This window comes from Enterococcus sp. 9D6_DIV0238, assembly GCF_002174455.2.
Lineage (GTDB): Bacteria > Bacillota > Bacilli > Lactobacillales > Enterococcaceae > Enterococcus_L > Enterococcus_L dunnyi.
In genome coordinates this window covers 230073-255479 of the sequence record NZ_CP147246.1, presented here as the reverse complement: position 1 = coordinate 255479, position 25407 = coordinate 230073, and the positions used below count along the sequence as shown (strand labels likewise).

Genomic DNA, 25407 nt, shown 5'->3' with positions numbered 1-25407 from the left:
TTGCTCACACCCTTTTCATCCTGCTTATTGTATCAAAAATAAACAAAAAAAAGAAGCTTGTTTTCTCACTCAGCTTCTTTTTCTAATTTTTTCGCTAACTTTCTAAATGGGATCGTATTAGAAACATCATTGATCGAATACGATTCTAGTAAATTAACATTTTTTCTAAACTCGTTTGCTTCTATTGAAGATATCTTATCACATAATTCATATTCATCGATCACTTTTCGTTCTTCTTGATAACCAATCAATAGCTCTTTGACATAATTTGATTGAGAATGAACAATAAAGGAATCGATAAATGTTCCATCTTCTAAACGCTGTGCTAATTGTAGGCGGCTATCAATGAAGAAACGGATGATTTCATCGTCATAGACACCTTTTAAATTATCCAAACTCTTTAAAATAACTTCCGTATTTTGTAAGAAAACTTGTCGGACATTTTCTAATTCTTCTGATTGCAGCTCTCGTCTGTCTTCTTCATTTTTACGTGCAAAAAGAAAATTTGGATGAACGAAAAAAGCAACGATTTGCCGGACGAACAACAGCCAAAAACCAATAATTGAAAGAAGCTGTCGCGCAATGGATCGTTCCATTCTAGAAATCAGACGGGCATAAAGGCGATAGCCGTCAACGCCAATTTCTTTTTGACGAAAGCTTTCTTCCAAACCATCACGCTCAATAGAAACGATCAAGGCCCGCAGTTCCTGAACTTCTTGTTTCTGATCAGAAGGTAGTTGACTGGTATACAGTTCTTTTAAGCGGTCTTGGTAATTCTCAATGACCACATTCATTTCTACATGCGGATCTTCTTTGTTGATAACTTTCAGTTTTTCAATCACTTCTTGCAACAAGGTGATTCCTTGAGGATTTATCTCCTCTACTTCTTCTGAATCTGTCAGAAAAGGTAATACTAAGATACCCCCAACTAGTGTAACTAAAATGACACAGGCCGTTATGAATAATAGTAAGGAACGTTCTTCAAACGTTTGCCCATTGATCGTGATCGGTAAAATAAAAATAGTGGCTAGACTGACCGTTCCTTTTACACCGCCAAACGTTAAAATCAACATTTCATTCATAGATTGCCAAAGATTTTTGATTCCTTTTTTTACACTATAAATCAAGACGATCGAAAGGAAGCGCGCAACAAATAACGTTACACTCAAAAGTAAAATGACCAGCATCAAAAAGCTGTTTGAATAGGTCTCGCTATTCCAAATCGGTGAAAATACTTGAGATAACTCGATCCCAAGAAATAAAAAGACTAACGCATTCAATGTAAATGTGATCGTGCCCCAGGTAGTCTCAGACACACTAGAAAGTTCTGCTTCAAATAACGATACTTTTTTGAAAGTCGCAGCTTGCATGACCCCAGCGACTACCGCAGCAATAATTCCTGAAACATTAAACAATTCTGCCACCATATAAGCTAAAAATGGCAGTAATAATTCTAATAATAAATACCCAGTTACATCTCTTGCTGATGCTTTTTCTAATATCATAACTATTTGTCTTTTGATCATCACTAAAATTGCTCCAACGACAGCACCGCCAATACTGGAAACAATCAACATGATTCCCGCATCTGCTGCAGAAAAAGAGCCTGTAAGCAACGCAGCCAATGCAAATTGAAAGGCAGTAACGCCGGACGCGTCATTGATCAGTCCTTCACCTTCAAGAATGTGCATCGCTTTTTCCGGGATTTGAATTTTCCCTGATAATGAACCAACTGCCACGGCATCCGTAGGTCCTAAAGCTGCTCCCAAAGCAAAACACGCTGCAATCGGCAACGCTGGGAGAATTATATGTAAGGCCCAGCCAACACTGATCAGTGTGATCAGCACACCGAAGAATGCTAAAAACAAGATCACACTAAAATTTTTCAGTGTGGATGAAATATCATTTCTCTCACCTTCTCGAAATAACAAAGGTGCAATGATCATTACTAAAAATATTTCTGGTTCAAATACGATTTCATGCCCGATCTCAGTGATTCCGATCAGTACACCCACGATGATCTGTACGATCGGCAACGGAATGATCGGAAAGATACGGTTAAAGACATTAGAAAAAGTAATAGCAAAAGCAAATACAATAATTAAATAGACAAACTCCATCTTGTATCCCCCTTTGACTAATGGTTTTATTGATCGATTTGTTTTCCTAAATAACGAAGTAATTTCTCTTTTTTACAGCTGATTTTTTTCTCAATCAAGCCTAGTTCTTTTTCTCTATCACAAAGTTCCAGTTGTGCACGTCGAGCTTCCAAACGAAGCAAATCAGATTTAATGTGCTCAATCTTCTTATAGTTCAGGAAATTTTTCTTTTTAATATGGCGTTCCAGCTCTGCTTTTTTCTCTGGCGGCAACGCTTTATACTTTTCACGTAATTCAGCAAGCCGCTCTTCTATTTCTTTATGCACAATGATACTTCCTTTCAGAATTTCTCTGACACATTATAGCAAACTGTTGAGAAAATACCTATCAAAATTGATCATTATTTTGAAAAGGAAAGTTCTTTTACTCTTTTCTCTTAATAATTTAATAAAAGTGAAAACGACGTACCTTATTGCATACGCGATTTCACCTTTACTTGGCTATTACTTATTGATTTTCATCAACAAGTATGTTGATTTCTGCGTCTTCATTCAATCGCCCAGAGAGAAAGGTCAGCAATTCTTCTAATGGAATAGAAAATTTCAACACCGGACCTCTCCTGTCATCTTTGAAATAATTCAACCAAATTTCTTTTTCTTTTAACAACAAAGCCATCTTGTCGATCTCATGATACTCTACCCCTTTACGGTCAAAAGGTCCTAAGATCAAGCGATCATCTGAAAAGCCTTTTGCATCTAATAAGAAGCTTAAGACAAGTAAAATCGCAAGAAAACTGCGGATCCGCTGATCAAGAGTTTGTTCAACACTTAAAGCTAAAAATAAAATCAGCAAACTGACTATACTGATAAGAACATAAATAATTTTTTTCTTCACACTTTTGATCAGAATACTTTTTCTGACTAAAAACAAATAAACGTATAAAAGTACGACAAAAATGAAAAGTATTACAGTGAAAAAGTCGATAATCAAATCAAGCTCCTTTTTGATGAATAACCGCCTACATCAGAGACTATTCTTTATTATTTAATTCTGTTAATTTTTGATTGATTTTTTTTATTCTATCTTTACATGCGAGTATATCGCGGATCATCTGGTCTCTCTCGTCTCCAAGGGGCAAACGGTTGATCACCTGGTAATATGCAGCGAGCAGTTGAACCTGCTTCATTTTTTCTTTCTGTAACCGCTCTTCATTTAGATTCATCCACTCGCCTCCTTTTCTTTAAGTATACCTTACTTTTAAAGAAAAATGACTATCGAACCGTTATTTTTATTAAAAAATAGGATCTGTCTTCTATTTTAACATACTATTCATTATCTGTTGAATTATATGAAAAACATAGGATAAAGTAAAACGATCGATCCGTCTTACTTCATCCTATGTCACCTATTATTATTGAGCTGAGATACATAAACCAATTGCTTTTTCACCTAAATGTGTCCCAATAACAGGACCAAAATGACCGATTTCAATAATTGCATCAGGATATTGTTTTGCAAGCTTTGCTTTTTCTTCTTCAGCGACTGCCAAATTATTTGCATGGATCACATATAATTTTACTGGACGATCAATTTCTTTATCACGCATACCGATAATTTTTTCCGCTCGAGCAAAAGCTTTCTTAGTCGAACGGATTTTTTCAAACAGGACTATTTTCCCTTCTTCGAAGGTCAAAATCGGTTTGATTTTCAATAAACCGGCAATCAGTGCTGCTCCATTTGTCAAACGTCCGCCACGAACTAGATTATTTAGATCATCAACGATCAGATAAGCGTAAGTATTATCTCTAATAATATCCAATCGTGCAAAGATCTCTTCTAGGCTTGCGCCTTCTTGGACTAAATCAAGTGCAACCTCTACCATATGGCCCATCGGCACACTTGTGATCTTAGAATCATAAGGATAAAGAGTGATTCCTTTCACTGCATCTGTCAAAGAAAACAATGTATTGACAAAACCAGAAATTCCAGCAGAAAGATGAATACTGATGATCGTATCGTAGCCTTTTTCTGCAATTTTTTCATACAAATCGATGACTTCTCCTAAAGCTGGCTGAGACGTCGTTGGGAATTCTTTACTGCTATTCAATAAGCTGTAATATTCATCTGCTTCAATGTCGATTCCTTCGTTATATATTTTACCGTCCAAAATGACTGGGATCGGTATTACAAACAAATCAGGTGAATTCTTAATTCGCTCAGGTAAATAAGCGGTACTATCTGTCACAATAGCGATTTTCATTCTGTAACCTCGTTTCACTAATTTTACACGATATTATAAATATAGCATAGATTACCTGATATTTAAATAAAATAGTTATTGATCAAGAAAATTTTGTACAGCTGCACGGTTCATATCTGGATCGATTTGAAGCACGCTGCCAGCGTAATCATAATCGACGTTCTGCCAAGAATTTTCCACTGGAACTGTTAATCTTTCGATGCCGCTGCCGCCTTTTAAAAGAAGAGACGGACCATTTTTGATCATAAAACTAGTTGGAACATCGGTTGACATATATCCTACTAAACGCCCAAGCGATTCTGGTGTACGCAATAATGCTAATGGATTTTTCAACTGTCCCATCACTGCCGTCATCACTTGTTGTTGACGACGAACTCGGCCAAAGTCACCTTCTTCATCCATTCTAAAGCGTGAATATTGTAATAACGTATGTCCGTCCATCTTCTGACTGCCTTTAGCAATATCGACACCATCTAAATTCAAATCTTTTTCTGCATCTATTTTGACACCGCTAGGGAACATCGAGTCAACGATTTTTTCAAATGATTGAAAATCGACTTTTGCATAGTAATTACATTGGATATTAAAGTTTTCAGCTAAGGTTTGGCGAACTAACTCTGCACCACCTAAAGCGTAAGAAGCATTGATTTTATTATCATCATAGCCTGGAATATCAACAAAGGTATCACGCATGAAAGAAACCAACTTAGGTTTTTTAGAAGGTCCATCTAGCTGCAGAACCATGATCGTATCTGCACGACCGCTATCTTCTCCCCGTGTATCACTTCCTAAAATCAAAATATTGTGAGCACCATTGGAGCTTTTCACTCCATTAAATATTTCAAGTTCTTCTTTGGGAAGAGAAGTATCATTCTCAGCATAAGACTTACCTTTGAAAAAGAAGCCAACAGCTAATACGATCAATAATAGCAATACAAGTAAAATTCTCTTCGGCCAACTAAACCTTTTTTTCTTTTTTGGTTTTTTAGGCGACTTTTCTTTTTTAAAAAAACGTTTCTTTTCATTCGGTTGATCCATAGGTTCATTTGAACGTGATTCTATTTCCGGTTCTTTAAATGACTCGGACTCCTTGTAGGATGCTTCATCACTGGAATTTTTTTCTTTTCTTGGATTGAATGATTTTTTCTCTTCAATTGGTTTTGCTTTTTCATGGATATGTTTATAACGATCCACTCGGCTCATCATTTCCACCTCACTTAAATATTACAACACTAACAAGCATACCTTATTTTACACTAAAATCCTAATGCTTCGTTAAAATTTTAACAAAAAAATAAAAAGACCTTTGCAGATCTTTTATACACCTTCTATCAAATGAACATTATAGTTACCGAATACTTTGACCGTTCCACCCATTAAACGCAGTTCCTCAAGTGCATAGTCAATCAATGGTCGTGGTTGCTGGATATTGATATCGATAAGAAAGAAATACTCCCCCAAGGTTGTTTTTAAAGGTCTAGATTCGATTTTACTCAGATCGATCTCTCGCCAACTAAATACGGAAAGTGCTTTATGCAGCGCACCTGGCATATTATTCGGCATCGTCACAGCAATAGTCATCTTTTGGTTTTCGATAGCCAACGGCAGATGAACATCTTCAGCACCCAAGATCCAAAAACGTGTCTGATTGCTTGCAACATCTTGAATGTTTTCCCCAACAACAGCAAGTTCATATGTTTCTGCAGACTTTTTCGGTGCGATCGCCGCCATCTTTTGCTCCGGATGGTCAGCCACAAAACTCGCAGCATAAGCGGTTGAAGGTGTTGCTTCTAATCGAGCATTTGGAAAATACATCCGAATAAATTCTTGTGATTGAGCTAATGCCTGCGGGTGAGACAAAATCCGTGTTGTTTGCTGCCAATCTTGTTGGTTTGATTTAGCGACCATAAATTGTTGATAGATCGGCAGAACGATTTCACCGCCAACTGGAATCGTCGTCTGATGAAACAGATAATCTACTGTTGTATTGACAGAGCCCTCGATCGTATTCTCGATTGGTACAACGCCAAGATCGACTTCGCCAAATTCGACCCCTTTGATACAGGCTGGAATTGAATGAAAAGGAACCAATTCTTCTTGTGGAAAAGCTGTTTTTGCTGCATTATGTGTAAAAGAAGCTTCTGGTCCTAAAAAACCCACTCTCATTTGCTCACCTACTTATATTTTTTCTAGAATCTCTTGAACAATGCTTTCTGGTGTTCGATCACTTGTTGGAATGATCAGACTTGCACTTTCTTCATAAAAAGGAATCCGTGGTTCAAAGATTTCTTGGATTTCCTCCGCTGTTTTTGATATGATCAAAGGCCGTACATTTTCCTGATCTTCTTTTAACCGGGAAAGAAAAGTTTCTGGTTCTGTCTTTAGATAAACGACTGGCGCCAATTGTTTCAATAACTGGCGGTTTTCTGGCTTTAAAACAATACCGCCACCAGTAGAAATGATTTGTTCATGATCGATATAACGTTTCAATAATTTTGTTTCTTGATCTCTAAAGGCTTTTTCTCCATAAAGGCCAAAATACTCCTGAATCGTCATTCCCAGTTCGATAACTAACTGTTCATCGAAATCGACGTGCTGCATTCCTGTTTTTTCAGCTAACAATTTTCCGACGGTCGTTTTTCCTGACCCCATGAATCCTATTAAAATGATACCTTTCATTTATATCACCGCCTATTGATACAACTTGTTTAAATCATCGAAAAAGGCTGGATAAGAAACGGAAATGGCTTCTGCTTTTTCAAGTTCAACAGTACCAGATTTAACTAAAAGCGCTGCGATCTGTAACATCATCCCGATTCGGTGATCCCCGTAACTAGTCACTTTTGCCCCATGTAACGGTGTCTTTCCATGGATGATCAATCCATCATCGGTAGGTTCGATCGAAGCCCCCATTTTGTTCAATTCTGTTGCTACAGCATCAATTCTATTTGTTTCTTTGACTTTTAATTCTTCCGCATCGCGAATGATCGTTGTTCCCTGTGCCTGTGTTGCTAAAAGAGCAATAACCGGTAATTCATCGATCAAACGAGGAATGATTTCTCCACCGATCTCGATCCCTTTTAAATCGCTTGTTTCAATAATCAGTTTGCCCGCTTTGTTTTCTTTATTACCAGTTTCTTCTACGGTTAGTTTACCACCCATTTGTTCAATGACTTCAAGAATACCCGTCCGAGTTGGATTCAATCCGACATTATTCAAAATGATTCGGCTATTTTCAATGATGGAGCCTGCAACAAGGAAAAAAGCAGCGGATGAAATATCTCCTGGGACATTTATCTCTTGACCAGTCAGTTTTTGCGGTCCTTTAATGCGAATTTCTTTGCCTGAAATTGCAATCTCACCGCCAAATTGACGAATCATATCCTCAGTGTGATCTCGCGTCTTTTCTTTTTCAATGATTACTGACTCGCCTTGCGCCTGCAGTGCTGCAAATAAAATAGCTGACTTGACTTGTGCACTAGCAACCGGCATTTGATAATGAATGGGTTTCAATGTTCTTGTGCCTTTGATCGTCAACGGTGGAAACTCTGTACCATCATGTCCAGAACATTCTGCTCCCATTTGATTGATGGGGAGCATCACTCGATTCATCGGACGCTTAGCTATGGAGTGATCACCGAATAATTCCGTACTGAAATCTGTTCCAGCTAAAATTCCGGTGATCAAGCGGATCGTTGTTCCAGAATTTCCTACATCGATTGCTTTTTTTGCTTGGGTCAAACCGGAAATTCCCTTTCCATGAACGGTAATTGTTTCACCATCATCTTCAATCAAAACGCCAAGATCTTGAAAGGCTTTTAGTGTACTTAAGCAATCATCACCACGCAGAAAATTCTTGATCGTTGTTTTCCCATTTGCAATCGCTCCGAACATAATACTTCTGTGAGAAATTGATTTATCGCTAGGTATATCGATTTCTCCATTCAATCCAATCTGGTTCACTACTAGTTCCAAAATATCCCTCCTTGATTTAACTATTTTCATACTTATTTTTCATAACATAAATAATTTGTTTGTTTTTCTATATATTCTTTGGCTGCTTCTACATCTTTTTGTCGTTTAAACGTCAATTGTAGAATACCATAAATATCTTCTCGTGTTTCAAGAATTTTTAAATTGATCAATGACAGTTCCGCTTTTCCTAGTAAGCCCGTGATTTCAGCAATCACACCTGGAACATCCGGTACATCTACAAACAGATCATGGAATGCCGGAATCGCCCCTTCTTTATGGACAGGCAGCTGGTTTCTCGTTTCTTTTGCCTCAAAGAAAAATTGAAAGATAGCTTCAGAATTTTCAGAAGCGATCCAGTCAGCCACTTGTGTCATTTCCTTTTGCCAAAGATGCATTAGGTCCAACAGCGCTTCTTTATTACTTAATAAAATATCTGTCCACATTTGCGGATCTGATGAAGCAATTCTCGTAATATCTCTGAAACCACCTGCAGCTAATTGCTTAGACCGAGGGTGTTCTTCATTAAATTGCTTACTTTGGTTCACTAAACCTGCAGCAATAATATGTGGAAGATGACTAAGCATTCCTGTGATTTGATCATGTTCTTCTGCTGTTAAAACGACAAATTTTGCTCTGGTTCCCTGCAGTAATTCCTGCAATTGTCGAACATTCTTCGCATTTGTTTGATCTGAGTTTGTGAGGATATAATAGGCATTCTCAAATAAATCTTCATCAGCTGCTGTTACTCCGGACTTGTGTGAACCAGCCATTGGATGACCGCCAATAAAAGAATCTAGTCCTAATGATCGGGCTTTAGCTACGATTTCTTTTTTTGTACTGCCGACATCTGTGATCACCACACCACTTTTAAGGTCTGCACTACTTAAAATTTCTAGTTGTGTTAAAGTACTTTTGACTGGGGTACATAAAAAAATTATATCCGCTTTGGCAGCTGCTTCTTTTAATGAATCCGCTTTTTGATCGATGATCTGCCTTTTCAAAGCAAAAGCCACCGAAGTTTCTTCCTTGTCTAAACCAATGATCGTTACTGAAGGATGTATTTTTTTGATACACAATGCTATAGAACTGCCAATCAATCCTAATCCAACAATTACTACTCTTTTTTTCATATCGTGTCACTCTCCACTTATTTTTTGATCAAAACGATTGAGTATAACGACGATATGCTGAAACCTCTTCTTTCATTTGTTCAAAGGCATCACTGCCAAATTTTTCAAGCATTGCTTGAGCAACTTCTGTTGCAACGACAGCTTCACAAACAACACTGGCAGCTGGGACAGCAGTGCTATCAGAACGTTCCACACTTGCTTTGTATGGCTCTTTCGTGTCGATATTGACACTTTGTAATGGTTTGTAGAGCGTTGGGATCGGCTTCATCACCCCTCTAACAATAATCGGCATACCGTTGGTCATTCCGCCTTCAAAACCGCCCAAATTATTTGATGTCCGAGTATATCCAGTTTGTTTATCCCAGACGATTTCATCCATGACTTGACTCCCTGGACGACTGCCCATTTCAAAACCGATACCAAATTCAACACCCTTAAAGGCATTGATACTCGTAACAGCTTGAGCAATTTTAGCATCTAGTTTCCGGTCCCATTGGACATAACTACCTAAACCAATCGGCACTCCGCCAACGATGACTTCAACAACTCCACCGATCGTATCTCCGTTTTTCTTAGTTTGATCGATCAAGTTTCGCATTTTTTCTTCAACCTCAGGATCTAACACTCGAACATCTGATTGTTCGGAGCGCTCACGGATTTCAGAAACAGTCAGATTTTCCGGGATTTCAGCTCTGATCCCGCCCAAAACAGCCACATGACCAGCTACCTCGATATCCAGCTCTTTCAATAATTTTTTGGCGACAGCACCGATCGCGACACGCATCGTTGTTTCACGCGCTGAGGAACGCTCTAAAACATTTCTAAGATCGTCATGTTGATATTTGATTCCGCCAACTAAATCTGCATGTCCTGGTCTTGGTTTGTTGACACGACGAATTTTCTTTTCTTTTTCAGTCACTTCTTCAATAGACATAACTGAGGTCCAGTTCTTCCAATCTTTATTTTCAACGACTAGCGTCACTGGCGATCCCAGTGTTTTGCCATGTCGAATACCAGATGTGATTTTCACTTGATCTTTTTCGATCAACATTCTGCCGCCGCGCCCATATCCGCCTTGTCTTCGTGCCAATTCAAAATTGATATCTTCAGGTGATAAAGGCATACCGGCTGGCAAACCTTCAATGATTGCTGTCAATTCTGGTCCATGAGATTCTCCTGCAGTAATAAAACGCATATCTATTCCTCCCTAGTCTAAATAACTCTTCATTTCTTCAATCGGCATACGAACGATCTTAGCTTCACCAATTGATTCTAATAAAATAATATTGATTTTCCCGCCACGTGTTTTTTTGTCATGCGTCAATGCATTATACAGTGCTTGTTTGTCCCAATTTTTAGATGAAGTAGGCAAATGAAATTTTTGAATCATTTGGCTCAATTGTTCCGTTGTCCCTACAGGTGTCAACCCGTTTTGCTCTGCTATACGAGTAATTTGAAGCATCCCGATAGCTACTCCTTCTCCATGAGTCAACTTACCATAACCAGCTGTATTTTCCAATGCATGACCAATCGTGTGTCCAAAGTTTAGCAACAGTCGTACACCGTTATCAAGCTCATCTTCCTCTACAACTTTTTTCTTGATCTTACAGCAAGCTGCAATAATTTCAGTTGCATGGGCTAATAAGTCATGTTCATCTTTTAAAGCAGCTAATTGCTGCCAAAGTTGTTTATCAGCAATTGCCGCCGATTTGATGATTTCAGCGATTCCTTCTTGAACGCGACGGACTTCCAATGTATTCAAGGTGTCTGGATCGATCAAAACGCCATCTGGCTGAGCAAATGTTCCAACTAGATTTTTTGCTTTAGATGTATTGACTGCTGTTTTGCCGCCGATACTGCTGTCAACTTGAGCCAACAAAGTAGTCGGCACTTGTAAAAAGTGCAGTCCGCGCATATAAGTCGATGCTACAAATCCGGCTAAATCACCGACCACACCTCCACCTAAGGCAATGATCCCATCACTTCTAGTTAAACCTTCCTCTGCTAAAAAGTCATATAGCTCAGCAGCGACTTTTAACGACTTACTTTGCTCTCCAGCTTCTATAACAAATGTTGCTGCTTCAAATCCGGCATTCTTCAAACTTGTCTCAACCTGAGCTCCATATAAAGGCTGAACATTCGTATCAGTTATGATAACAACCTTTTGCGGAGACCAAATAGTCGCAGCCCATGAACCTATTTCAGTCAACAAGCCCTTTTCAATCGTCAAATCATAGGAATGATTTGGTAAGGTTACAGTCAATTTCATTTTCGTTCAACTCCTGTATTTGATTGGAAGAATGACCGTCCTGGAACATTCTGCCTTCTTTTTTTGGATTAGTCTAATGCATTGATTTCCTTCATCGCTTTTTCCATGATATGCACTTCTTTCATCATTCGCATGTATGTTTTTTCATTTAGCGATTGTGGACCATCTGACCAAGCATTGACTGGATCTGGATGGATTTCAACGATCAAACCATCAGCACCAGCTGCAACACCTGCACGAGCCATTGGCGGAACGAGATCCCAAATACCTACCCCATGACTAGGATCAACGATGATCGGAAAATGGCTCAATTTTTTGATTAGCGGCACTGCACTTAAATCTAACGTATTTCGTGTAGCTGTTTCGTATGTCCGAATCCCACGTTCAATGAAAATCACATTAAAATTACCTTGCGCCGCGATGTATTCAGCAGCATTCAACCACTCATCAATTGTACCAGATATCCCGCGCTTCAGACCAATCGGTTTTCCTGTTTTCCCAACTGCTTCTAACAGCTTAAAGTTTTGCATGTTTCTGGCACCGATCTGTAAGATATCACTGTATTCAGCTACCATATCGATATGCGCTTCATCCATTACTTCTGTGATGACTTTCATGTCTAGTTCATCTGCTGCTTGACGAATGTATTTTAGCCCTTCTTCCTCCAAGCCTTGGAATGCGTATGGAGATGTTCTTGGTTTAAAAGCACCTCCGCGCAAAATAGTCGCGCCGCCAGCTTTAGCGATTCTAGCACATTCACGGATTTGATCCAGCCCTTCAATCGAGCAAGGACCAGCCATCATTGTCATGCTTCCGTCACCGATTTTTACCCCATCTACATCGACTATTGTATTTTCTGGGTGAAACTCACGACTTGTCAATTTGTAGGTCAAAGAGATTCTTACTGCATTTTCTACTCCATCATAGCTGTTAAACGCTACATCTTGCATTTTACGTGTATCTCCGACCAATCCAATGATCGTTTGTTCTTTTCCTTCGCTTAAATGGACCTCAAGTCCTTCTTTTTTTACGCGTTCAATCACTGATTTAATTTGTGCTTTCGTTGCTTCTGATTTCATGATTACGATCATTCTAATTCTCTCCTCTAGTTTCGTTCTTTTTATATATTCTCAATAATGGGTTTAACTAGTTCAATAGGTAATTCTTGTCCAGTCCATATTTTAAATGCTTCTGCTCCTTGATAAAGCAGCATTCCCAAGCCATTTGCAGTGTTTGCACCACGTAATCGTGCTTGCTTTAAAAATTCAGTTTCTCTTGGTGTATAAATAGCATCATAAACTGCTAAATCGGATCGGATAACTGAAAAATCTTGAATAGGTGTTGCTTTCTCTAATGGTTTCATCCCAACAGAAGTTGTGTTTAACAGTAAAATACTTTCTTCGATATCTTTAGCTAAAGCTTGTTCGTCAGCCAAGTCATTTAAAATAATACTGCAACCCGTCTGTTCAGCGATGGCTTTTAACTTCAATTGAGCTTTTTCGTATGAAGGGCTTTTGCGGTTGTATACGGCAATTTCGTTAACCCCATCCAGTGCTGCTTGTGCTATGATAGCTGCTGCCGCTCCGCCTGCTCCGAGAATGGTTATTTTTTGACCAATAATATTGACATTCATATCTGTTAGGCTTTTTAAAAAGCCGATGCCGTCCGTATTGTGGCCAATTAGTCGACCATTGTCATTTTTGATCGTATTGATCGCCCCGATCAATCGGGCCGACTCACTTAACTCATCCATGTAATCAACCGCTAAAATTTTATTCGGCATCGATAAATTGGCACCTAGCATATCTAAGTTTTTGATTGAATCGATCGCCCTTTCAAGACTACTTGTCCCAACATCAAAAGCTAGATATACAGCATCGATCCCTAATGCCTGAAATGCTGTATTATGGATCATTGGCGAAACACTATGTCGAGCCGGTGTGGCAAATAGTGCAGTCAACCTCGTATTTCCTGTAATTTTATTGCCCAACTCATCTCCTCCTCTAACAATCTTTTCAACAAAAAAAGGGTTCACGTAAATTTTCAGAAAAATCTACAGTGAACACCTTGCAAAAAAATAGGTAAAATAAAAGCCACTATAGATTTCTCATCTACGCGGCTGAAAGTCATCTCAAAATTCCCTAGCCATCATAGATACAAACGCGTCTGTTTGCATCCACAATGTTCATGAACACAAACTCATCTAAAATAGCTAAAGTAATAATTATTCAGTTGTAATTGGTTATGCTTCATGCTTGTCATATGAATCACTCCGTAACTGATTTATTTAAGAATTGTTTTTAGTATATACCTCAAATTTATAAGTGTCAACAATTTTTTTCTGGCATGTTTAAAACAGCCACTCATTTTATCTGAATTTTCTTATTTTTCTAATTATTTTCGATCGTAAAATGAAGAGGCAAAACTATGAGATTTGCCTCTTCATTAGATCATTTACTATTAAAGCTCTTCACCATAAACATCATCAACTGTTTGTGTTGGATCGATCACGATATACAAGCTTTTTGTTTTTTCGCTGACTTTAGTTGATTGGTATACGTTGTCTAAACCTTCGTCAGTTTTGTCTTTGTATGGGAAGTATACTAAGTCGGGTGTACCTGTTTTGTATAAAATTTCCATACGTTCAATATCTTCATATTTTAAGGCACGGGCGAACATACCTAATTCTAATCCACCAAGGTTGATGTCATGTGTTTGAACATGATCCCCTTCTTGGAAAATTTCGATTTTAAAGCCTTCACATGGATGGATTTCCATAAATTCGCTTCCGTGGATGCGACCAAAACTTGTCGTGATTTGTTTAATCCATAGGTCTCCGATAAAACGGCGTCCGATCGTCCATGTTTCACCATTTCTAAAATAAAACTTCAATCCTGTCATTTCTCTACTCATGATATAAGTCTCCTCACTAAAATATTTTATACATTTTTAAGTTTAGCATAACTTTTAAACTAGGTCACTCTATTCGCTTCATCATTTAGAAAGCGCTAATTTGCTTAAAAATACATCTGTTAAGATAACAGCTCTTTGATGTGTTCCAGAAGCTACGACTTGCTCATTGTCTAAAACCTCAAAAGAAAAATCGACTTTAGATTTCCCCCTTGTTTCAACCTTGATATGAACGAAAATTTCAGCTCCTACTTTTGAAGGTCTTGAATGTTTCGCACTGATCATCGTACCGACTGTCGTTTCTTCTGGTGTCAACTCTTTAGCCAAGAAGTCTTTAGCTGTATTTTCAACCATCGTGATCAATACAGGTGTTGCAAGAACATCTAGATCACCTGATCCGATCACTTTTGCAGTATCTTTTTGACTGACAATAAACGACTTAGAAAATTTTTCCATGGCGCTCACTCCTTCTCAAGGTTGTCTTTTGCAAAAGAAAGTAATGCTTCCCGCGTATTTTCAACCTGTCCATCAACAACCGCTCTCTCGATCGTTTGAATTAGATCACCCAACCATTTTCCAGGATTTTTGTCAAAAGACTTCATCAGGTCATTGCCTGTAATGGTTAGCTCTTTCCGATCATGGATAGGTAGACTTAAATATAGTTTACTTGCTTCTTCAATTTTACTCTTTTGGTTGTAATAAAACAATAGTTTTTCAACGGATACGACCGCTTCTAATCCTAAATCGAACAAATCGATGGCTTGCCAATCAGCAATGAGACGTTGCTCTAAACCATATAATAATTGTTGTACTTCCTGAAGTAAATGATTGGAAAGCTTCCATGATTTTAAAAAGCTGCGCAGGTCATTTTCTTTTAGCCCGATCGTTTTGATCAGTAATGTCCACGCTTGCGCTTCCGTCTCTATCCTTCGTTCTGGGAAATCAGCAAACCTTAGTAAAGCGTCACCTGATTGTTTTAATCCTGGACAATATTGATAACATTCCGTCTCGACAAAAGGTAAGATTCCAGCCCGTCTATTTTTCCCTAATAACAATTTGCTGAACTCAACAGCGATCCGCTCCACCGAGATTTTTTCAAGTAACGAATGAAATTCTTGGATCGCAGCTAGAGTATTATCTTCAATCGAAAAATCAAGCTGACTGGCAAACCGTAAACCGCGCATCATACGTAAAGCATCTTCATGAAACCGTTCTTTCGGGTTTCCTACTGCTCGAATGATTTGCTGATTCAGATCTGACATACCATCAAATAAATCAATGATTTCACCTTCGACAGTCATTGCCAATGCATTGATCGTAAAATCACGTCGTTTCAGATCCTCTTTTAGTGTACGGACAAAAGTAACTTTGTCCGGTCTTCTATAATCTTGGTAGGTAGATTCCGTTCGAAAAGTCGTAATCTCATATTGTTCTTCGCCTACTAATATTAGAACCGTTCCATGATCGATCCCAACATCGATCGTCCGTTTAAATATTTGCTTGATCTCTTCTGGGTAAGCACTAGTAGCAATGTCTACATCATGAATTTCTTGACCTAATAAAGCATCACGAACACTGCCCCCAACAAAATAAGCTTCATATCCATGCGAATGGATTTCTTTTAAAATATCAGATGCTTTGATAAATTCATCTGGAACTATCTCTAATTTCATAGAAGATTTTCCAATCCATAAACTAATTTGTCTAAATGAATCACTTTTTCACAACCTAAAGCGACTCCAGTCATAAACGAGCTACGGTCATAAGAATCATGTCTAATCGTCAATCCTTCACCAACACCGCCAAATTGAACTTGCTGATGTGCGATCAATCCCGGCAAGCGCACACTATGGATTTTCATCCCATCAAAATCTGCGCCTCGTGCACCGGCGAGCAGCTCTTTTTCTTCTTGATGTCCTTGCGTTTTCTTTTGACGAACTTCACTCATCATTTCAGCTGTTTTAAGTGCAGTTCCGCTCGGAGCATCCAGCTTATTATCATGATGAAGCTCGATGATTTCCACATCTGGAAAATACGCTGCCGCCTTTTGAGCAAACTGCATCATCAAAACTGCACCAACAGCAAAATTAGGTGCTATTAACCCACCGACTTTAAGTTCTTTAGAGAGCGTCGTTAATTCAGACAGTTGTTCTTCTGTTAACCCCGTCGTTCCAACTACTGGTGAAATGTGGTTTTCGATCGCAAAACGAGTATTTTCATAGGCAACTGCTGGAATAGTAAAGTCGATCCACACATCTGGCTTAACAGATACTACTTCTTTTTTATTTTTAAAAATAGGGACATCGCTCCCTTTATATTCAGCTAATTCATTCAGATGATTTTTTTCCTCAAACGGATCTAATACACCTACTAATTCAAAATCCTCATGGTCTAACACCATTTTGGTCGCTGTAGCGCCCATTTTCCCTTTGAAACCTGCTACTAACACTTTAATCATTTGTCTGACCATCCTTTCGTTCAAAACGATATTTGTCTCGCTGATTGAATTTTTCCATATTCTTTTGAAATGCTTCTGTTAAATCTATATCTAGAGAGTTGGCCATGATCATCGTCACAAACAATACATCTCCTAATTCTTCGGTAACTGTTTTTGGCTGTTCGTTTGCCTTTTTAGGCTTTTCGCCATAATAGTGGTTGATTTCTCTTGCTAGTTCCCCAACCTCTTCAGTCAAACGAGCCATCTGACTCAATGGAGAAAAATAGCCTGTTTTAAATTGCTGGATATACGCATCGACTTCTTGCTGCATCGAGTACAATGACTGTTTATTCTCTTTCATTTTATCGCAACCTTTCTTACTCTATTCATCTTATCAAAAACTTTGTGATCTGGAAAGGTTCTACTTGTTGTTTTATCTGTAGAATGCTAAAGTGAGTACTGGATATAGACAACTTATCATAAAGAATAATAGCTAAATCTTGTGTTGTTAGGGAGTGGAGTTATGGAAGAAAAGAAATTTTATATGAAAGACGTTTTGCTGATTTTAGCCGGGACCTGCCTCTATGCGTTTGGTTTAGTTACTTTCAATATTGCAAATGACTTAGCCGAAGGCGGCGTGACAGGGATCACCTTGATTTTACGAGCATTATTTCATATTGATCCAGCGTACTCAACGCTGATCATCAATATTCCACTGATTTTGATCGGTGGCAAAGTTCTTGGTAAACATTCATTTTATTATACTATTTTAGGAACGGTCTCTTTATCCGTTTTCTTATGGCTATGGCAACGTTTCCCGATCGAAGTTAATCTAGATCACGATTTGTTGATTGCCTCTTTACTTGCGGGGTTAGCTGCAGGCTTAGGCAGCGGTTTTGTCTATCGTGTTGGCGGAACCACTGGTGGAACAGATGTTATTGCTCGGATTTTAGAAAAGAATTATGGGGTCAGCATGGGACGCTCATTACTGATTTTTGATATTTTAGTCCTTGTTCTGTCACTAAGTTACATTGATGTTAAACGAATGATGTATACACTGATCGTATCGTTTGTATTTAGCCGCGTGGTTGATTCTGTGCTGGATGGAGCATATGCTGCAAAAGGGATGTTGGTCATTTCTGATCATACAGAAGATATTGGTGAAGTCGTTATGGCTATTTTAGAACGTGGTGTTACTTATTTGAATGGTCAAGGTGGTTACTCTCAGGGAGAGAAAAAAGTGCTTTATATGGTCGTTAGTCCAAGTGAATTGATGGAAATCAAACGAATCGTTCATGAACTGGATCCGAAAGCGTTCATCTCAGTCATCAATGTTCATGAGGCCATTGGTGAAGGCTTTACTTATGCCCGTCCAACTAAAACATTATTCAAAAAGAAAAAGGTCTTAAATTGACTTTAAAAGGAGTGAAGCAAAGGGTCAAGCCTTTCGTTTCACTCCTTTTAATATTTATCATGAATTTTTCAAATGATTCAGTTCGTCTGATAATTCAAGAAACGCTTCATAATTATCATCTTCCAACGCTAAATCAATTTGACTATACAATAAGTCGATTTTAGCTTGTTTTTCTTCTTGAGCAAAAAAAGTATTGATATTTCTCACGATTTCTTCACTGACCTGTTCATTCCAGCGAGCATACGGATTATCCTCCAAAATGGATAAATATTGGCTATTTTGCCAAGAACCATCGAATATACATTCAATATACAGGGCCTCTTTCCAGTTCATTCGAATTTCATGAAAAATCTGATCCGTATCTGTAAACTCTTTTCCTGAAAGAAATAAAATAATAGGGTCATCTTCCATTTCCTTTGATGTGACTTTTATCCCTCGCACCGCTTTATCTGCATGCTCAACAAAATGCACATTATTTAAAATCGCTTCATGGTTGATCAAATAATTCAAGATCCATAAAACTTCTCTTTGACTAAAAGAAACGTTGTTCACTAACCAAAGTAAAAATTCTTTCTTATCAGAGACATTGACAAACATCGTCATCACCTATCTTTCTTCTATATCATCCAGTAATGATTGTGCTTCTGTATCACCAGGCTCATGGTGGAGATAATGCTGTAATAATTCCTTCGCTTTTTCCAACTGACCTTCTTCACGTAGAAATACCGCATATTCTTTCAAAAAATCAGGTTCGTGGTTAAGCTCTTGATATGCCTGCTCGTAGTGAACTTTTGCCAATGCAAATTCTTCCAGTTCATTATATGCATGAGCGAGATTCCATTCAGCATATGGATGTCCTTGTTCTTCCATCTTTTGAACGACTTCGACAACTTCATCAAAGCGTTCTTCATTTAAATACAAATTACTTAAGGTAAGAAGCGTTTCATCTGTTTTTTCCCCAAGTTCTAGAGCTTTTTTCAATAACTCTTCTGCTTGTTCTGTATCATGTAAACGATAAGCATTTTCAGAAGCAAGATGGTATAAATCAACTTGAAATGGATTTTCTTTGATTCCTTCTGTCAAAACGCTTTGAGCTTCTTCAAGTTGTTCCTCTTCTTGTAACGCTTCCCCTAATGAAAGATACAACGACTGATAATGAGGATTTAAAGCTCTCAATTGCTGCAGCAATGCAATAGCTTTTTGATTTTCGTGCAGCTGTAAATACGTGAACGCAAGCTGAAATAGACGCTCATCTGTCTGCCCTTCTCCCAAAGCCTTTTCCAAGTAGGGAATAGCTTCTTCAAATTCACCAGTCATACTGTAACAGCTTCCAAGGCGTTCATTGATCGAAACTCCGGAAATTTCTGTTACTTGTTCCTCAAGCAGAGTAGTGTAGGCTTCTACAGCTTCACCAAATTGTCCATTTACAAAATATAACTCGCCTAAAGCGAATAAAATAAGTGGTTCATTCGGTAAAATCTGTTGTGCTTCCTTCAATTTTGCTTCACTGACTTCCGGAATACCGATCACTTGATATAAATCTGCTGTAACAAGCAGGCTTTGAACATAGCTATCACTGTCTTTCGTTACTTTTTCTAAATATTCAAAGGCTTCATCGATCAAATTATTCTCGATCGCAATCTCTGCCAACGGAATATTTAATCCTTCCGCATCTGGGAAAATCGATAGTAAATGGTCAAAAATCAATTTTGCTTCTTCTAGGAAACCTAATGACAACAACTCTTCACCTAAATCTGCAAGAGTATCATCGTCATCTTTTCTAATTGCTTCTGCAAGCATCAATTGCGCTTGCGCTAAGTCATCTTCATGTAATGCTTGTAGCATTTTTTCGCTATATGTTGTCATCGTTCTGCCCTCTGATTTCGTTTATTATTCGTCTATATTGTTCAACAGTCTGTAACAAGTCTTCTGCTTTTGGCTTTTCAAGCTGATCCCCATTGCCGATTTCGCTTAACAAAAGTGCCCGCTCTCCACGGTCAACACAGGTCAAAATCCCTTCCACATAATCGCTAGTCAAAATTTGTTCTGGAAAATCGACAGGAAAGCCTAAGTGGATCAACCAGATGACAAAATTTTTATAATGAAAAGAAAAACCACTAATTTTCTGTGCCCAAAGTAACTGTAATAAACAACCTAAAAGACGCTTCATATTTCTAGATAAAAGATGTCCATTGGCTGCTTCAGAAAAGCCGTGCTCGAATAGTGTACCAAACTGATCTATTTTTTGTCCATCTATCTCATAATAATGAATCATTTCATTCAATAAAGCAGCAAATGACTGCTGATTTAATTTTGAACGATCATTATAGTTTTTAAAAAGGACTCTTAAATAATCATGACTTCGCACAATACCGCATCGGATAAAAATCAGAAAATCTACCAATTTTCCATCCCCATGGTCTGTGATCAGCGTATGATCATAGATAATTTGTTCCGGGAGCACTGTATTTTTTAATACAGGATGATTGCTTAGTTCTATTTCAGCATCACCAAGTAAGCTCTTACTAAGTGCACGAACTGATAAAGGGAGTAACCAGCAGGTCGATGTCAGCACTGAGGTACTGTGCAAAAAACTAGTCAATTGAATTACTCCTTCATTTCCGATACCTAAAAACAAGAAGTCCTGTTGCTGGTCAAAATCTGCGATAAACGTGAGAAGACTTTCAAGTTCGTTCATATTATTGCAATGCGCATCATTCTTACAAATAAACCAATCGATCTCCTGTCCCTCATCAAAAAACTGAATAAATTTATCCGCAAACCAATCATAGTATCTTTGATTGGTGATCAAAAAAACATGTGTAGCCTTCACCGTCGTTGCTCTGAGCTGAGAAGCGAAGGTTTTTCCATATGTAATCGTGGTTTCTTGATCATTCTTTGCATAAGTGAACTCCATCGCTGTCACCCCTCTTCTTTATTCTACCATTATTTGCTGGAAAACATAAAGAGGGAGGACTATTTTCCCAAACGATCACTTTGACCCAATAATAATGCTTCTTTAGGGTTTCTTAAAGAACAGACATTATTGATTCATATTTCCCTACAAAATATTCCTTTTTCCAGCATATAAAATTCTCATATGCAACTTATAATAAAATTGCTTCAAAGAAAATGTATGATGTGGACTTTAGCGCACTCCTTAAACATACAAATTTCTAGGAGCATAGTGATTCGATCTAATTTGAATAATTAGTCGCTTTAACTGTTCATAGGAAAACTTGTTTTTGACATAACTAATTATTCCTTATCCTTAAAAAACTGAGATAAATGCTGTCAATATCCATCTATTATGGAAGCAGCACTTATCTCAGCTTTTTATCATTCCAAAATAAAGAAAGAACCCCTGAATATCAAGGGTTCTAAGAACTGTCTTATTTAACAGCATCTTTCAAGGCTTTACCTGGTTTGAACGCAGGTACTTTACTTGCAGCGATTTGAATTTCTTTACCAGTTTGTGGGTTACGTCCTTTACGAGCCGCACGTTCGCGAACTTCAAAGTTACCAAAACCGATTAATTGAACTTTTTCACCTTTAGCAAGAGATTCTTGGATTGTTGAAAATACAGCATCCACTGCTGCAGTTGCGTCTTTTTTAGTTAGACCAGTTGAAGATGCAACGTTTTCGATTAATTCTGCTTTATTTGCCATGGATTATTTCACCTCCTCCACAAGGGATAGGATATCTAATAGATATCGAATTTACGTTCATTTTTGAGTGGTCCAAAAATGACGTACAAATATTGATTTGGTTCAATATTCTGTTATCACGATATCATAGGAAGCTTGTAATAGCAAGGTTTTTGATGCTTTTTAACCAGTTTTTTCAAAAAATGTCATTTTTTTTTAGAACTCAATGAATTTGTTTGTACATTTGAAAAAAGTGTGGTAAAATGCGCTATTTCCGTCTTCTTGGAATAATTTTGATCGGTGTTCCTTCAAAAGTGAATGCTTTTCGAATTTGATTTTCTAAAAAGCGTGCGTAAGAAAAATGCATCAATTCTTCTTCATTCACGAAAATCACGAAGGTTGGCGGTTTGATAGCCACTTGTGTAGCATAAAAGACTTTCAAACGTTTCCCTTTATCTGTCGGTGTTGGATTGATCGCGATCGCATCCATCACTACGTCGTTCAATAACGCTGACGGAATTCGTAGGTTTTGGTTCATGCTGACAGTTTCGATCAGCTCAGGCAGCTTATTTAAACGCTGCTTCGTTACAGCTGAAACGAAAATGATCGGTGCATAGTCCAAATATTGGAATTCATCACGAATTTCTTCTTCAAAATCACGCATGGTATTTGTTTCTTTTTTCAACGTGTCCCATTTATTGACGACAATGATGATGCCTCGGCCAGCTTCATGTGCATAACCGGCAACTTTTTTATCTTGTTCACGAATACCTTCTTCCGCATTTAGAACCATCAAAACAATATCTGAACGTTCGATCGCACGCATCGCACGCATTACGCTATACTTTTCAGTACTTTCATAGACCTTTCCGCGTTTACGCATTCCTGCTGTATCGATCATCAGGAACTTTTGCCCATTTTCAGATTCAAAGTGTGTGTCGATGGCATCTCTCGTCGTGCCTTCAATATCAGAAACGATCACTCGTTCTTCACCTAGAATTGCGTTGATCAATGAGGATTTCCCTACATTCGGACGTCCAATCAGGCTAAACTTGATTATGCCTTCCTCTTCTTCTTCGATTTCAGTTGAAAAATGCTTAACTGCTTCATCCAGTACATCACCGATACCAAGTCCGTGACTTCCTGAAATTGGAAATGGATCTCCTAATCCTAACGCATAAAACTCATAAATATCATTACGCATTTCTGGGTTATCGACTTTATTCACAGCCAAAATGATTGGCTTTTTACTACGGTATAAAATTTTTGCTACAAGTTCATCTGCATCTGTCACGCCTTCTCTGCCGCTGGCAACGAAAATGATGACATCGGCCTCTTCGATCGCGATTTCTGCCTGATGCTTGATTTGTTCCATAAACGGCTCGTCACTAAGATCGATACCACCTGTATCGATTATACTAAATTCGCGACCTAACCACTCTCCTGTGGCGTAAATACGGTCTCTGGTGACACCTGGTGTATCTTCAACGATAGAAATTCGTTCACCAGCTATACGGTTAAAAATCGTCGACTTTCCTACATTCGGGCGACCGACAATTGCAATTGTTGGATTTGCCATTCAAACTACCTCCTTGACAAGTTTTCAATCTTTACTAGTTTACCTAATGCCTGTCGAAGATGCAAGAAAAACTAGTGAAATATATGTTTAAAGATGAAAAAAGAACGGTACTGTACAAATGACTTCATTTGTCATTAATTACAGTACCGTTCAACTATCCCTGTCATTCTTCTAATGATCGATCATTCTACACCATAAGCTATACGTTTGATATTCATCAAATGACGTGCTGTTACATTATCCGTTGTACTACTGCCGCCCATGGCACCACAGCCTAAAGTCATCGAAGGTGCCAGTTTTGTCGTCGCTCCGATTGCGCCTAAAGCGCCAAGTGTATTGACTAAAATACGAGAGGCTTTCATTTCTAAACCAAACGTTTCCGCATTCGCATCCGTTGTCGTATGAAGAACAGCAGTATGACCTGTTCCTTCATTTGCTAGTAAAGCTTTACATGTATCGACACCTTCTTTGAAAGAAGTTACAGTATACAACCCTAGGATCGGTGTTAGTTTCTCTCTAGAGTATGGATTGTGCCGACCGATCTCTGTCTGTTCTGAAATTAAAATACTGGTACTTGCTGGTACATTAATACCTACTAATTCCGCTACATCGACTGCACTTTTTCCAACTATTTCAGGATTCAGAGTGCCTGTCTCTCTCAAAATGTAACGGCTGACTTTAGCCGCTTCTTCCTCATTCATAAAATAAGCATCCTTCGCTTTTAATTGTTCAATAACTTCATTTTTGACAGATGTTTCCACGATCAAAGCCTGTTCTGAAGCGCAAATGATACCATTATCAAAAGTTTTACTGCTGACAATACAGTTTATTGCATGATTAATATCTGCAGAGTGATCGATCAATACAGGAACATTGCCAGGCCCTACACCAATTGCTGGATTTCCCGAGCTATAAGCTGCTTGGACCATTGCCTTGCCACCCGTCGCAAGAATCAAAGAGACATCCGGATGCTTCATTAAAGCTCCTGTTGCTTCTAAAGTGGGCTCTTTGATCACTTGAATCAAACCTGCCGGCGCGCCAGCAGCAACAGCTGCGTTTTCAATAATTTCAGCAGCTAATAAAATTGCATTCAATGCTTTCGGATGTGGTGAAAAAATAATTGCGTTTCCAGTTTTTAGAGCAATCAATGATTTAAAAATGACCGTTGCCGTTGGATTTGTTGATGGAATCAAGCCAGCAACCACTCCTAAAGGTATACCGATTTCGATGATTTTTTCCTGTTCAAGGCGATTGATGATTCCAACTGTCGCTAAATCTTTGATGCTCTCATACACTTGTTCACTTGCAAAAGTATTCTTGATGATTTTATCAGATACTTTCCCAAATCCTGTCTCTTCATTTGCTGCAATAGCTAATTTTTCTGCATTCTTTAGCGTAGCTTGGTAAACACTCCTAACAACCGCATCTACTTGTTCCTGCGTAAAGTGCTCGTACTTCTTTTGCGCACTCTTTGCTGTCTCAACAAGAGTTTCGATTTCTTTTACTTTGATTTCTTCTGTCATATCGGCCACCCCTTCTTTTTTAAACGCTTACAAATAGAGTTTAATTTATTTTAGCCAATTTGTTAGGGACAAATTTAAGAAGATTATGGACAATATTTACTTTTTTCTGTAATTTTTTCACAAAGAATTACACTTGAAAGCGCTACTTATTCAATGTATGATAA

The 25407-nt window shown here is 38.2% G+C and carries 26 protein-coding genes; 1 reads left to right on the top strand and 25 read right to left on the bottom strand.

The window, feature by feature from the left end; genetic code table 11:
• Nucleotides 1–65 precede the first annotated feature (65 nt).
• The 19 genes from A5889_RS01215 to A5889_RS01125 all read right to left on the bottom strand — a co-directional run bounded on the left by A5889_RS01215 (nt 66) and on the right by A5889_RS01125 (nt 17441).
• Nucleotides 66–2120: a cation:proton antiporter gene (locus A5889_RS01215; RefSeq protein ID WP_087640064.1), complete on the bottom strand. Its 2055-nt coding sequence runs from the start codon at nt 2118–2120 to the stop codon at nt 66–68.
• A 26-nt stretch (nt 2121–2146) separates the two neighbouring features.
• Entirely contained in the window at nt 2147–2425 is a 279-nt protein-coding gene (locus tag A5889_RS01210; protein WP_087640063.1) for a hypothetical protein, read from the bottom strand.
• A 181-nt stretch (nt 2426–2606) separates the two neighbouring features.
• On the bottom strand, nt 2607–3089 hold the full coding sequence (locus A5889_RS01205) for a hypothetical protein (protein WP_087640062.1): 483 nt from the start codon (nt 3087–3089) through the stop codon (nt 2607–2609).
• Nucleotides 3090–3129: 40 nt separating this feature from the next.
• Entirely contained in the window at nt 3130–3321 is a 192-nt protein-coding gene (locus A5889_RS01200; protein ID WP_087640061.1) for a hypothetical protein, read from the bottom strand.
• 189 nt (nt 3322–3510) lie between these two features.
• Nucleotides 3511–4359: a DegV family protein gene (locus tag A5889_RS01195; protein WP_087640060.1), complete on the bottom strand. Its 849-nt coding sequence runs from the start codon at nt 4357–4359 to the stop codon at nt 3511–3513.
• Nucleotides 4360–4434: 75 nt separating this feature from the next.
• Nucleotides 4435–5562 carry an LCP family protein gene (locus tag A5889_RS01190; protein WP_087640059.1) on the bottom strand — a complete coding sequence of 376 codons (1128 nt, stop codon included), beginning with the start codon at nt 5560–5562 and terminating at the stop codon, nt 4435–4437.
• 114 nt (nt 5563–5676) lie between these two features.
• Nucleotides 5677–6525 carry a prephenate dehydratase gene (gene pheA / locus A5889_RS01185; protein ID WP_087640058.1) on the bottom strand — a complete coding sequence of 283 codons (849 nt, stop codon included), beginning with the start codon at nt 6523–6525 and terminating at the stop codon, nt 5677–5679.
• 12 nt (nt 6526–6537) lie between these two features.
• Entirely contained in the window at nt 6538–7038 is a 501-nt protein-coding gene (locus tag A5889_RS01180; RefSeq protein WP_087640057.1) for a shikimate kinase, read from the bottom strand.
• A 12-nt stretch (nt 7039–7050) separates the two neighbouring features.
• Nucleotides 7051–8334 (bottom strand): 3-phosphoshikimate 1-carboxyvinyltransferase, encoded by a 1284-nt coding sequence (gene aroA, locus A5889_RS01175; RefSeq protein WP_087640056.1) that lies wholly within the window; start codon nt 8332–8334, stop codon nt 7051–7053.
• Nucleotides 8335–8366: 32 nt separating this feature from the next.
• On the bottom strand, nt 8367–9464 hold the full coding sequence (locus tag A5889_RS01170) for a prephenate dehydrogenase (protein WP_087640055.1): 1098 nt from the start codon (nt 9462–9464) through the stop codon (nt 8367–8369).
• Between the two features lie 28 nt (nt 9465–9492).
• On the bottom strand, nt 9493–10659 hold the full coding sequence (aroC, locus tag A5889_RS01165; protein WP_087640054.1) for a chorismate synthase: 1167 nt from the start codon (nt 10657–10659) through the stop codon (nt 9493–9495).
• A gap of 12 nt (nt 10660–10671) precedes the next feature.
• Nucleotides 10672–11733: a 3-dehydroquinate synthase gene (gene aroB, locus A5889_RS01160; RefSeq protein ID WP_087640053.1), complete on the bottom strand. Its 1062-nt coding sequence runs from the start codon at nt 11731–11733 to the stop codon at nt 10672–10674.
• Between the two features lie 68 nt (nt 11734–11801).
• Nucleotides 11802–12824: a 3-deoxy-7-phosphoheptulonate synthase gene (gene aroF / locus A5889_RS01155; RefSeq protein WP_087640052.1), complete on the bottom strand. Its 1023-nt coding sequence runs from the start codon at nt 12822–12824 to the stop codon at nt 11802–11804.
• 29 nt (nt 12825–12853) lie between these two features.
• Entirely contained in the window at nt 12854–13723 is an 870-nt protein-coding gene (gene aroE, locus A5889_RS01150; protein ID WP_087640051.1) for a shikimate dehydrogenase, read from the bottom strand.
• A gap of 470 nt (nt 13724–14193) precedes the next feature.
• Nucleotides 14194–14646 (bottom strand): hypothetical protein, encoded by a 453-nt coding sequence (locus tag A5889_RS01145; protein ID WP_010772458.1) that lies wholly within the window; start codon nt 14644–14646, stop codon nt 14194–14196.
• Between the two features lie 81 nt (nt 14647–14727).
• Nucleotides 14728–15099, bottom strand: a complete 372-nt coding sequence (locus tag A5889_RS01140; protein ID WP_087640050.1) for a thioesterase family protein — start codon at nt 15097–15099, stop codon at nt 14728–14730.
• A gap of 5 nt (nt 15100–15104) precedes the next feature.
• Nucleotides 15105–16316: a CCA tRNA nucleotidyltransferase gene (locus A5889_RS01135; protein ID WP_087640049.1), complete on the bottom strand. Its 1212-nt coding sequence runs from the start codon at nt 16314–16316 to the stop codon at nt 15105–15107.
• The gene (dapB, locus tag A5889_RS01130; RefSeq protein ID WP_087640048.1) at nt 16313–17101 is read right to left on the bottom strand and encodes a 4-hydroxy-tetrahydrodipicolinate reductase; all 789 of its coding nucleotides are present in this window, start codon (nt 17099–17101) and stop codon (nt 16313–16315) included. The genes A5889_RS01135 and dapB overlap by 4 nt, the downstream gene beginning before the upstream one ends.
• Nucleotides 17094–17441, bottom strand: a complete 348-nt coding sequence (locus A5889_RS01125) for a nucleotide pyrophosphohydrolase (protein WP_087640047.1) — start codon at nt 17439–17441, stop codon at nt 17094–17096. The genes dapB and A5889_RS01125 overlap by 8 nt, the downstream gene beginning before the upstream one ends.
• Before the next feature lie 162 nt (nt 17442–17603).
• On the opposite strand from A5889_RS01125, the gene A5889_RS01120 reads away from it, so the two are divergent.
• Entirely contained in the window at nt 17604–18494 is an 891-nt protein-coding gene (locus A5889_RS01120; RefSeq protein WP_087640046.1) for a YitT family protein, read from the top strand.
• Nucleotides 18495–18551: 57 nt separating this feature from the next.
• Here A5889_RS01120 and A5889_RS01115 read toward each other — a convergent pair whose 3' ends face one another.
• The 6 genes from A5889_RS01115 to A5889_RS01090 all read right to left on the bottom strand — a co-directional run bounded on the left by A5889_RS01115 (nt 18552) and on the right by A5889_RS01090 (nt 25243).
• Nucleotides 18552–19091, bottom strand: a complete 540-nt coding sequence (locus tag A5889_RS01115) for a ReoY family proteolytic degradation factor (RefSeq protein WP_087640421.1) — start codon at nt 19089–19091, stop codon at nt 18552–18554.
• Between the two features lie 9 nt (nt 19092–19100).
• Nucleotides 19101–20360: a tetratricopeptide repeat protein gene (locus A5889_RS01110; protein WP_087640045.1), complete on the bottom strand. Its 1260-nt coding sequence runs from the start codon at nt 20358–20360 to the stop codon at nt 19101–19103.
• Nucleotides 20347–21411, bottom strand: a complete 1065-nt coding sequence (locus A5889_RS01105; protein WP_087640044.1) for a hypothetical protein — start codon at nt 21409–21411, stop codon at nt 20347–20349. The genes A5889_RS01110 and A5889_RS01105 overlap by 14 nt, the downstream gene beginning before the upstream one ends.
• A 475-nt stretch (nt 21412–21886) precedes the next feature.
• Nucleotides 21887–22162, bottom strand: a complete 276-nt coding sequence (locus A5889_RS01100) for an HU family DNA-binding protein (protein WP_010761417.1) — start codon at nt 22160–22162, stop codon at nt 21887–21889.
• A gap of 247 nt (nt 22163–22409) precedes the next feature.
• The gene (der, locus tag A5889_RS01095) at nt 22410–23720 is read right to left on the bottom strand and encodes a ribosome biogenesis GTPase Der (protein ID WP_087640043.1); all 1311 of its coding nucleotides are present in this window, start codon (nt 23718–23720) and stop codon (nt 22410–22412) included.
• Between the two features lie 182 nt (nt 23721–23902).
• Complete coding sequence (locus tag A5889_RS01090) at nt 23903–25243, bottom strand: aldehyde dehydrogenase family protein (RefSeq protein WP_087640042.1); 1341 nt, start codon at nt 25241–25243, stop codon at nt 23903–23905.
• Between the last annotated feature and the right edge of the window lie 164 nt (nt 25244–25407).

Excerpts from the sequence above, each read along its gene's own strand:
- A5889_RS01215 (WP_087640064.1), bottom strand. The coding sequence starts at position 2,120 with ATGGAGTTTGTCTATTTAATTATTGTATTTGCTTTTGCTATTACTTTT.
- A5889_RS01200 (WP_087640061.1), bottom strand. The coding sequence starts at position 3,321 with ATGAATCTAAATGAAGAGCGGTTACAGAAAGAAAAAATGAAGCAGGTT.
- A5889_RS01195 (WP_087640060.1), bottom strand. The coding sequence starts at position 4,359 with ATGAAAATCGCTATTGTGACAGATAGTACCGCTTATTTACCTGAGCGA.
- A5889_RS01190 (WP_087640059.1), bottom strand. The coding sequence starts at position 5,562 with ATGAGCCGAGTGGATCGTTATAAACATATCCATGAAAAAGCAAAACCA.
- pheA (WP_087640058.1), bottom strand. The coding sequence starts at position 6,525 with ATGAGAGTGGGTTTTTTAGGACCAGAAGCTTCTTTTACACATAATGCA.
- A5889_RS01180 (WP_087640057.1), bottom strand. The coding sequence starts at position 7,038 with ATGAAAGGTATCATTTTAATAGGATTCATGGGGTCAGGAAAAACGACC.
- A5889_RS01170 (WP_087640055.1), bottom strand. The coding sequence starts at position 9,464 with ATGAAAAAAAGAGTAGTAATTGTTGGATTAGGATTGATTGGCAGTTCT.
- aroC (WP_087640054.1), bottom strand. The coding sequence starts at position 10,659 with ATGCGTTTTATTACTGCAGGAGAATCTCATGGACCAGAATTGACAGCA.
- aroB (WP_087640053.1), bottom strand. The coding sequence starts at position 11,733 with ATGAAATTGACTGTAACCTTACCAAATCATTCCTATGATTTGACGATT.
- aroF (WP_087640052.1), bottom strand. The coding sequence starts at position 12,824 with ATGATCGTAATCATGAAATCAGAAGCAACGAAAGCACAAATTAAATCA.
- A5889_RS01145 (WP_010772458.1), bottom strand. The coding sequence starts at position 14,646 with ATGAGTAGAGAAATGACAGGATTGAAGTTTTATTTTAGAAATGGTGAA.
- A5889_RS01140 (WP_087640050.1), bottom strand. The coding sequence starts at position 15,099 with ATGGAAAAATTTTCTAAGTCGTTTATTGTCAGTCAAAAAGATACTGCA.
- A5889_RS01135 (WP_087640049.1), bottom strand. The coding sequence starts at position 16,316 with ATGAAATTAGAGATAGTTCCAGATGAATTTATCAAAGCATCTGATATT.
- dapB (WP_087640048.1), bottom strand. The coding sequence starts at position 17,101 with ATGATTAAAGTGTTAGTAGCAGGTTTCAAAGGGAAAATGGGCGCTACA.
- A5889_RS01125 (WP_087640047.1), bottom strand. The coding sequence starts at position 17,441 with ATGAAAGAGAATAAACAGTCATTGTACTCGATGCAGCAAGAAGTCGAT.
- A5889_RS01120 (WP_087640046.1), top strand. The coding sequence starts at position 17,604 with ATGGAAGAAAAGAAATTTTATATGAAAGACGTTTTGCTGATTTTAGCC.
- A5889_RS01115 (WP_087640421.1), bottom strand. The coding sequence starts at position 19,091 with ATGTTTGTCAATGTCTCTGATAAGAAAGAATTTTTACTTTGGTTAGTG.
- A5889_RS01110 (WP_087640045.1), bottom strand. The coding sequence starts at position 20,360 with ATGACAACATATAGCGAAAAAATGCTACAAGCATTACATGAAGATGAC.
- A5889_RS01105 (WP_087640044.1), bottom strand. The coding sequence starts at position 21,411 with ATGGAGTTCACTTATGCAAAGAATGATCAAGAAACCACGATTACATAT.
- A5889_RS01100 (WP_010761417.1), bottom strand. The coding sequence starts at position 22,162 with ATGGCAAATAAAGCAGAATTAATCGAAAACGTTGCATCTTCAACTGGT.
- der (WP_087640043.1), bottom strand. The coding sequence starts at position 23,720 with ATGGCAAATCCAACAATTGCAATTGTCGGTCGCCCGAATGTAGGAAAG.
- A5889_RS01090 (WP_087640042.1), bottom strand. The coding sequence starts at position 25,243 with ATGACAGAAGAAATCAAAGTAAAAGAAATCGAAACTCTTGTTGAGACA.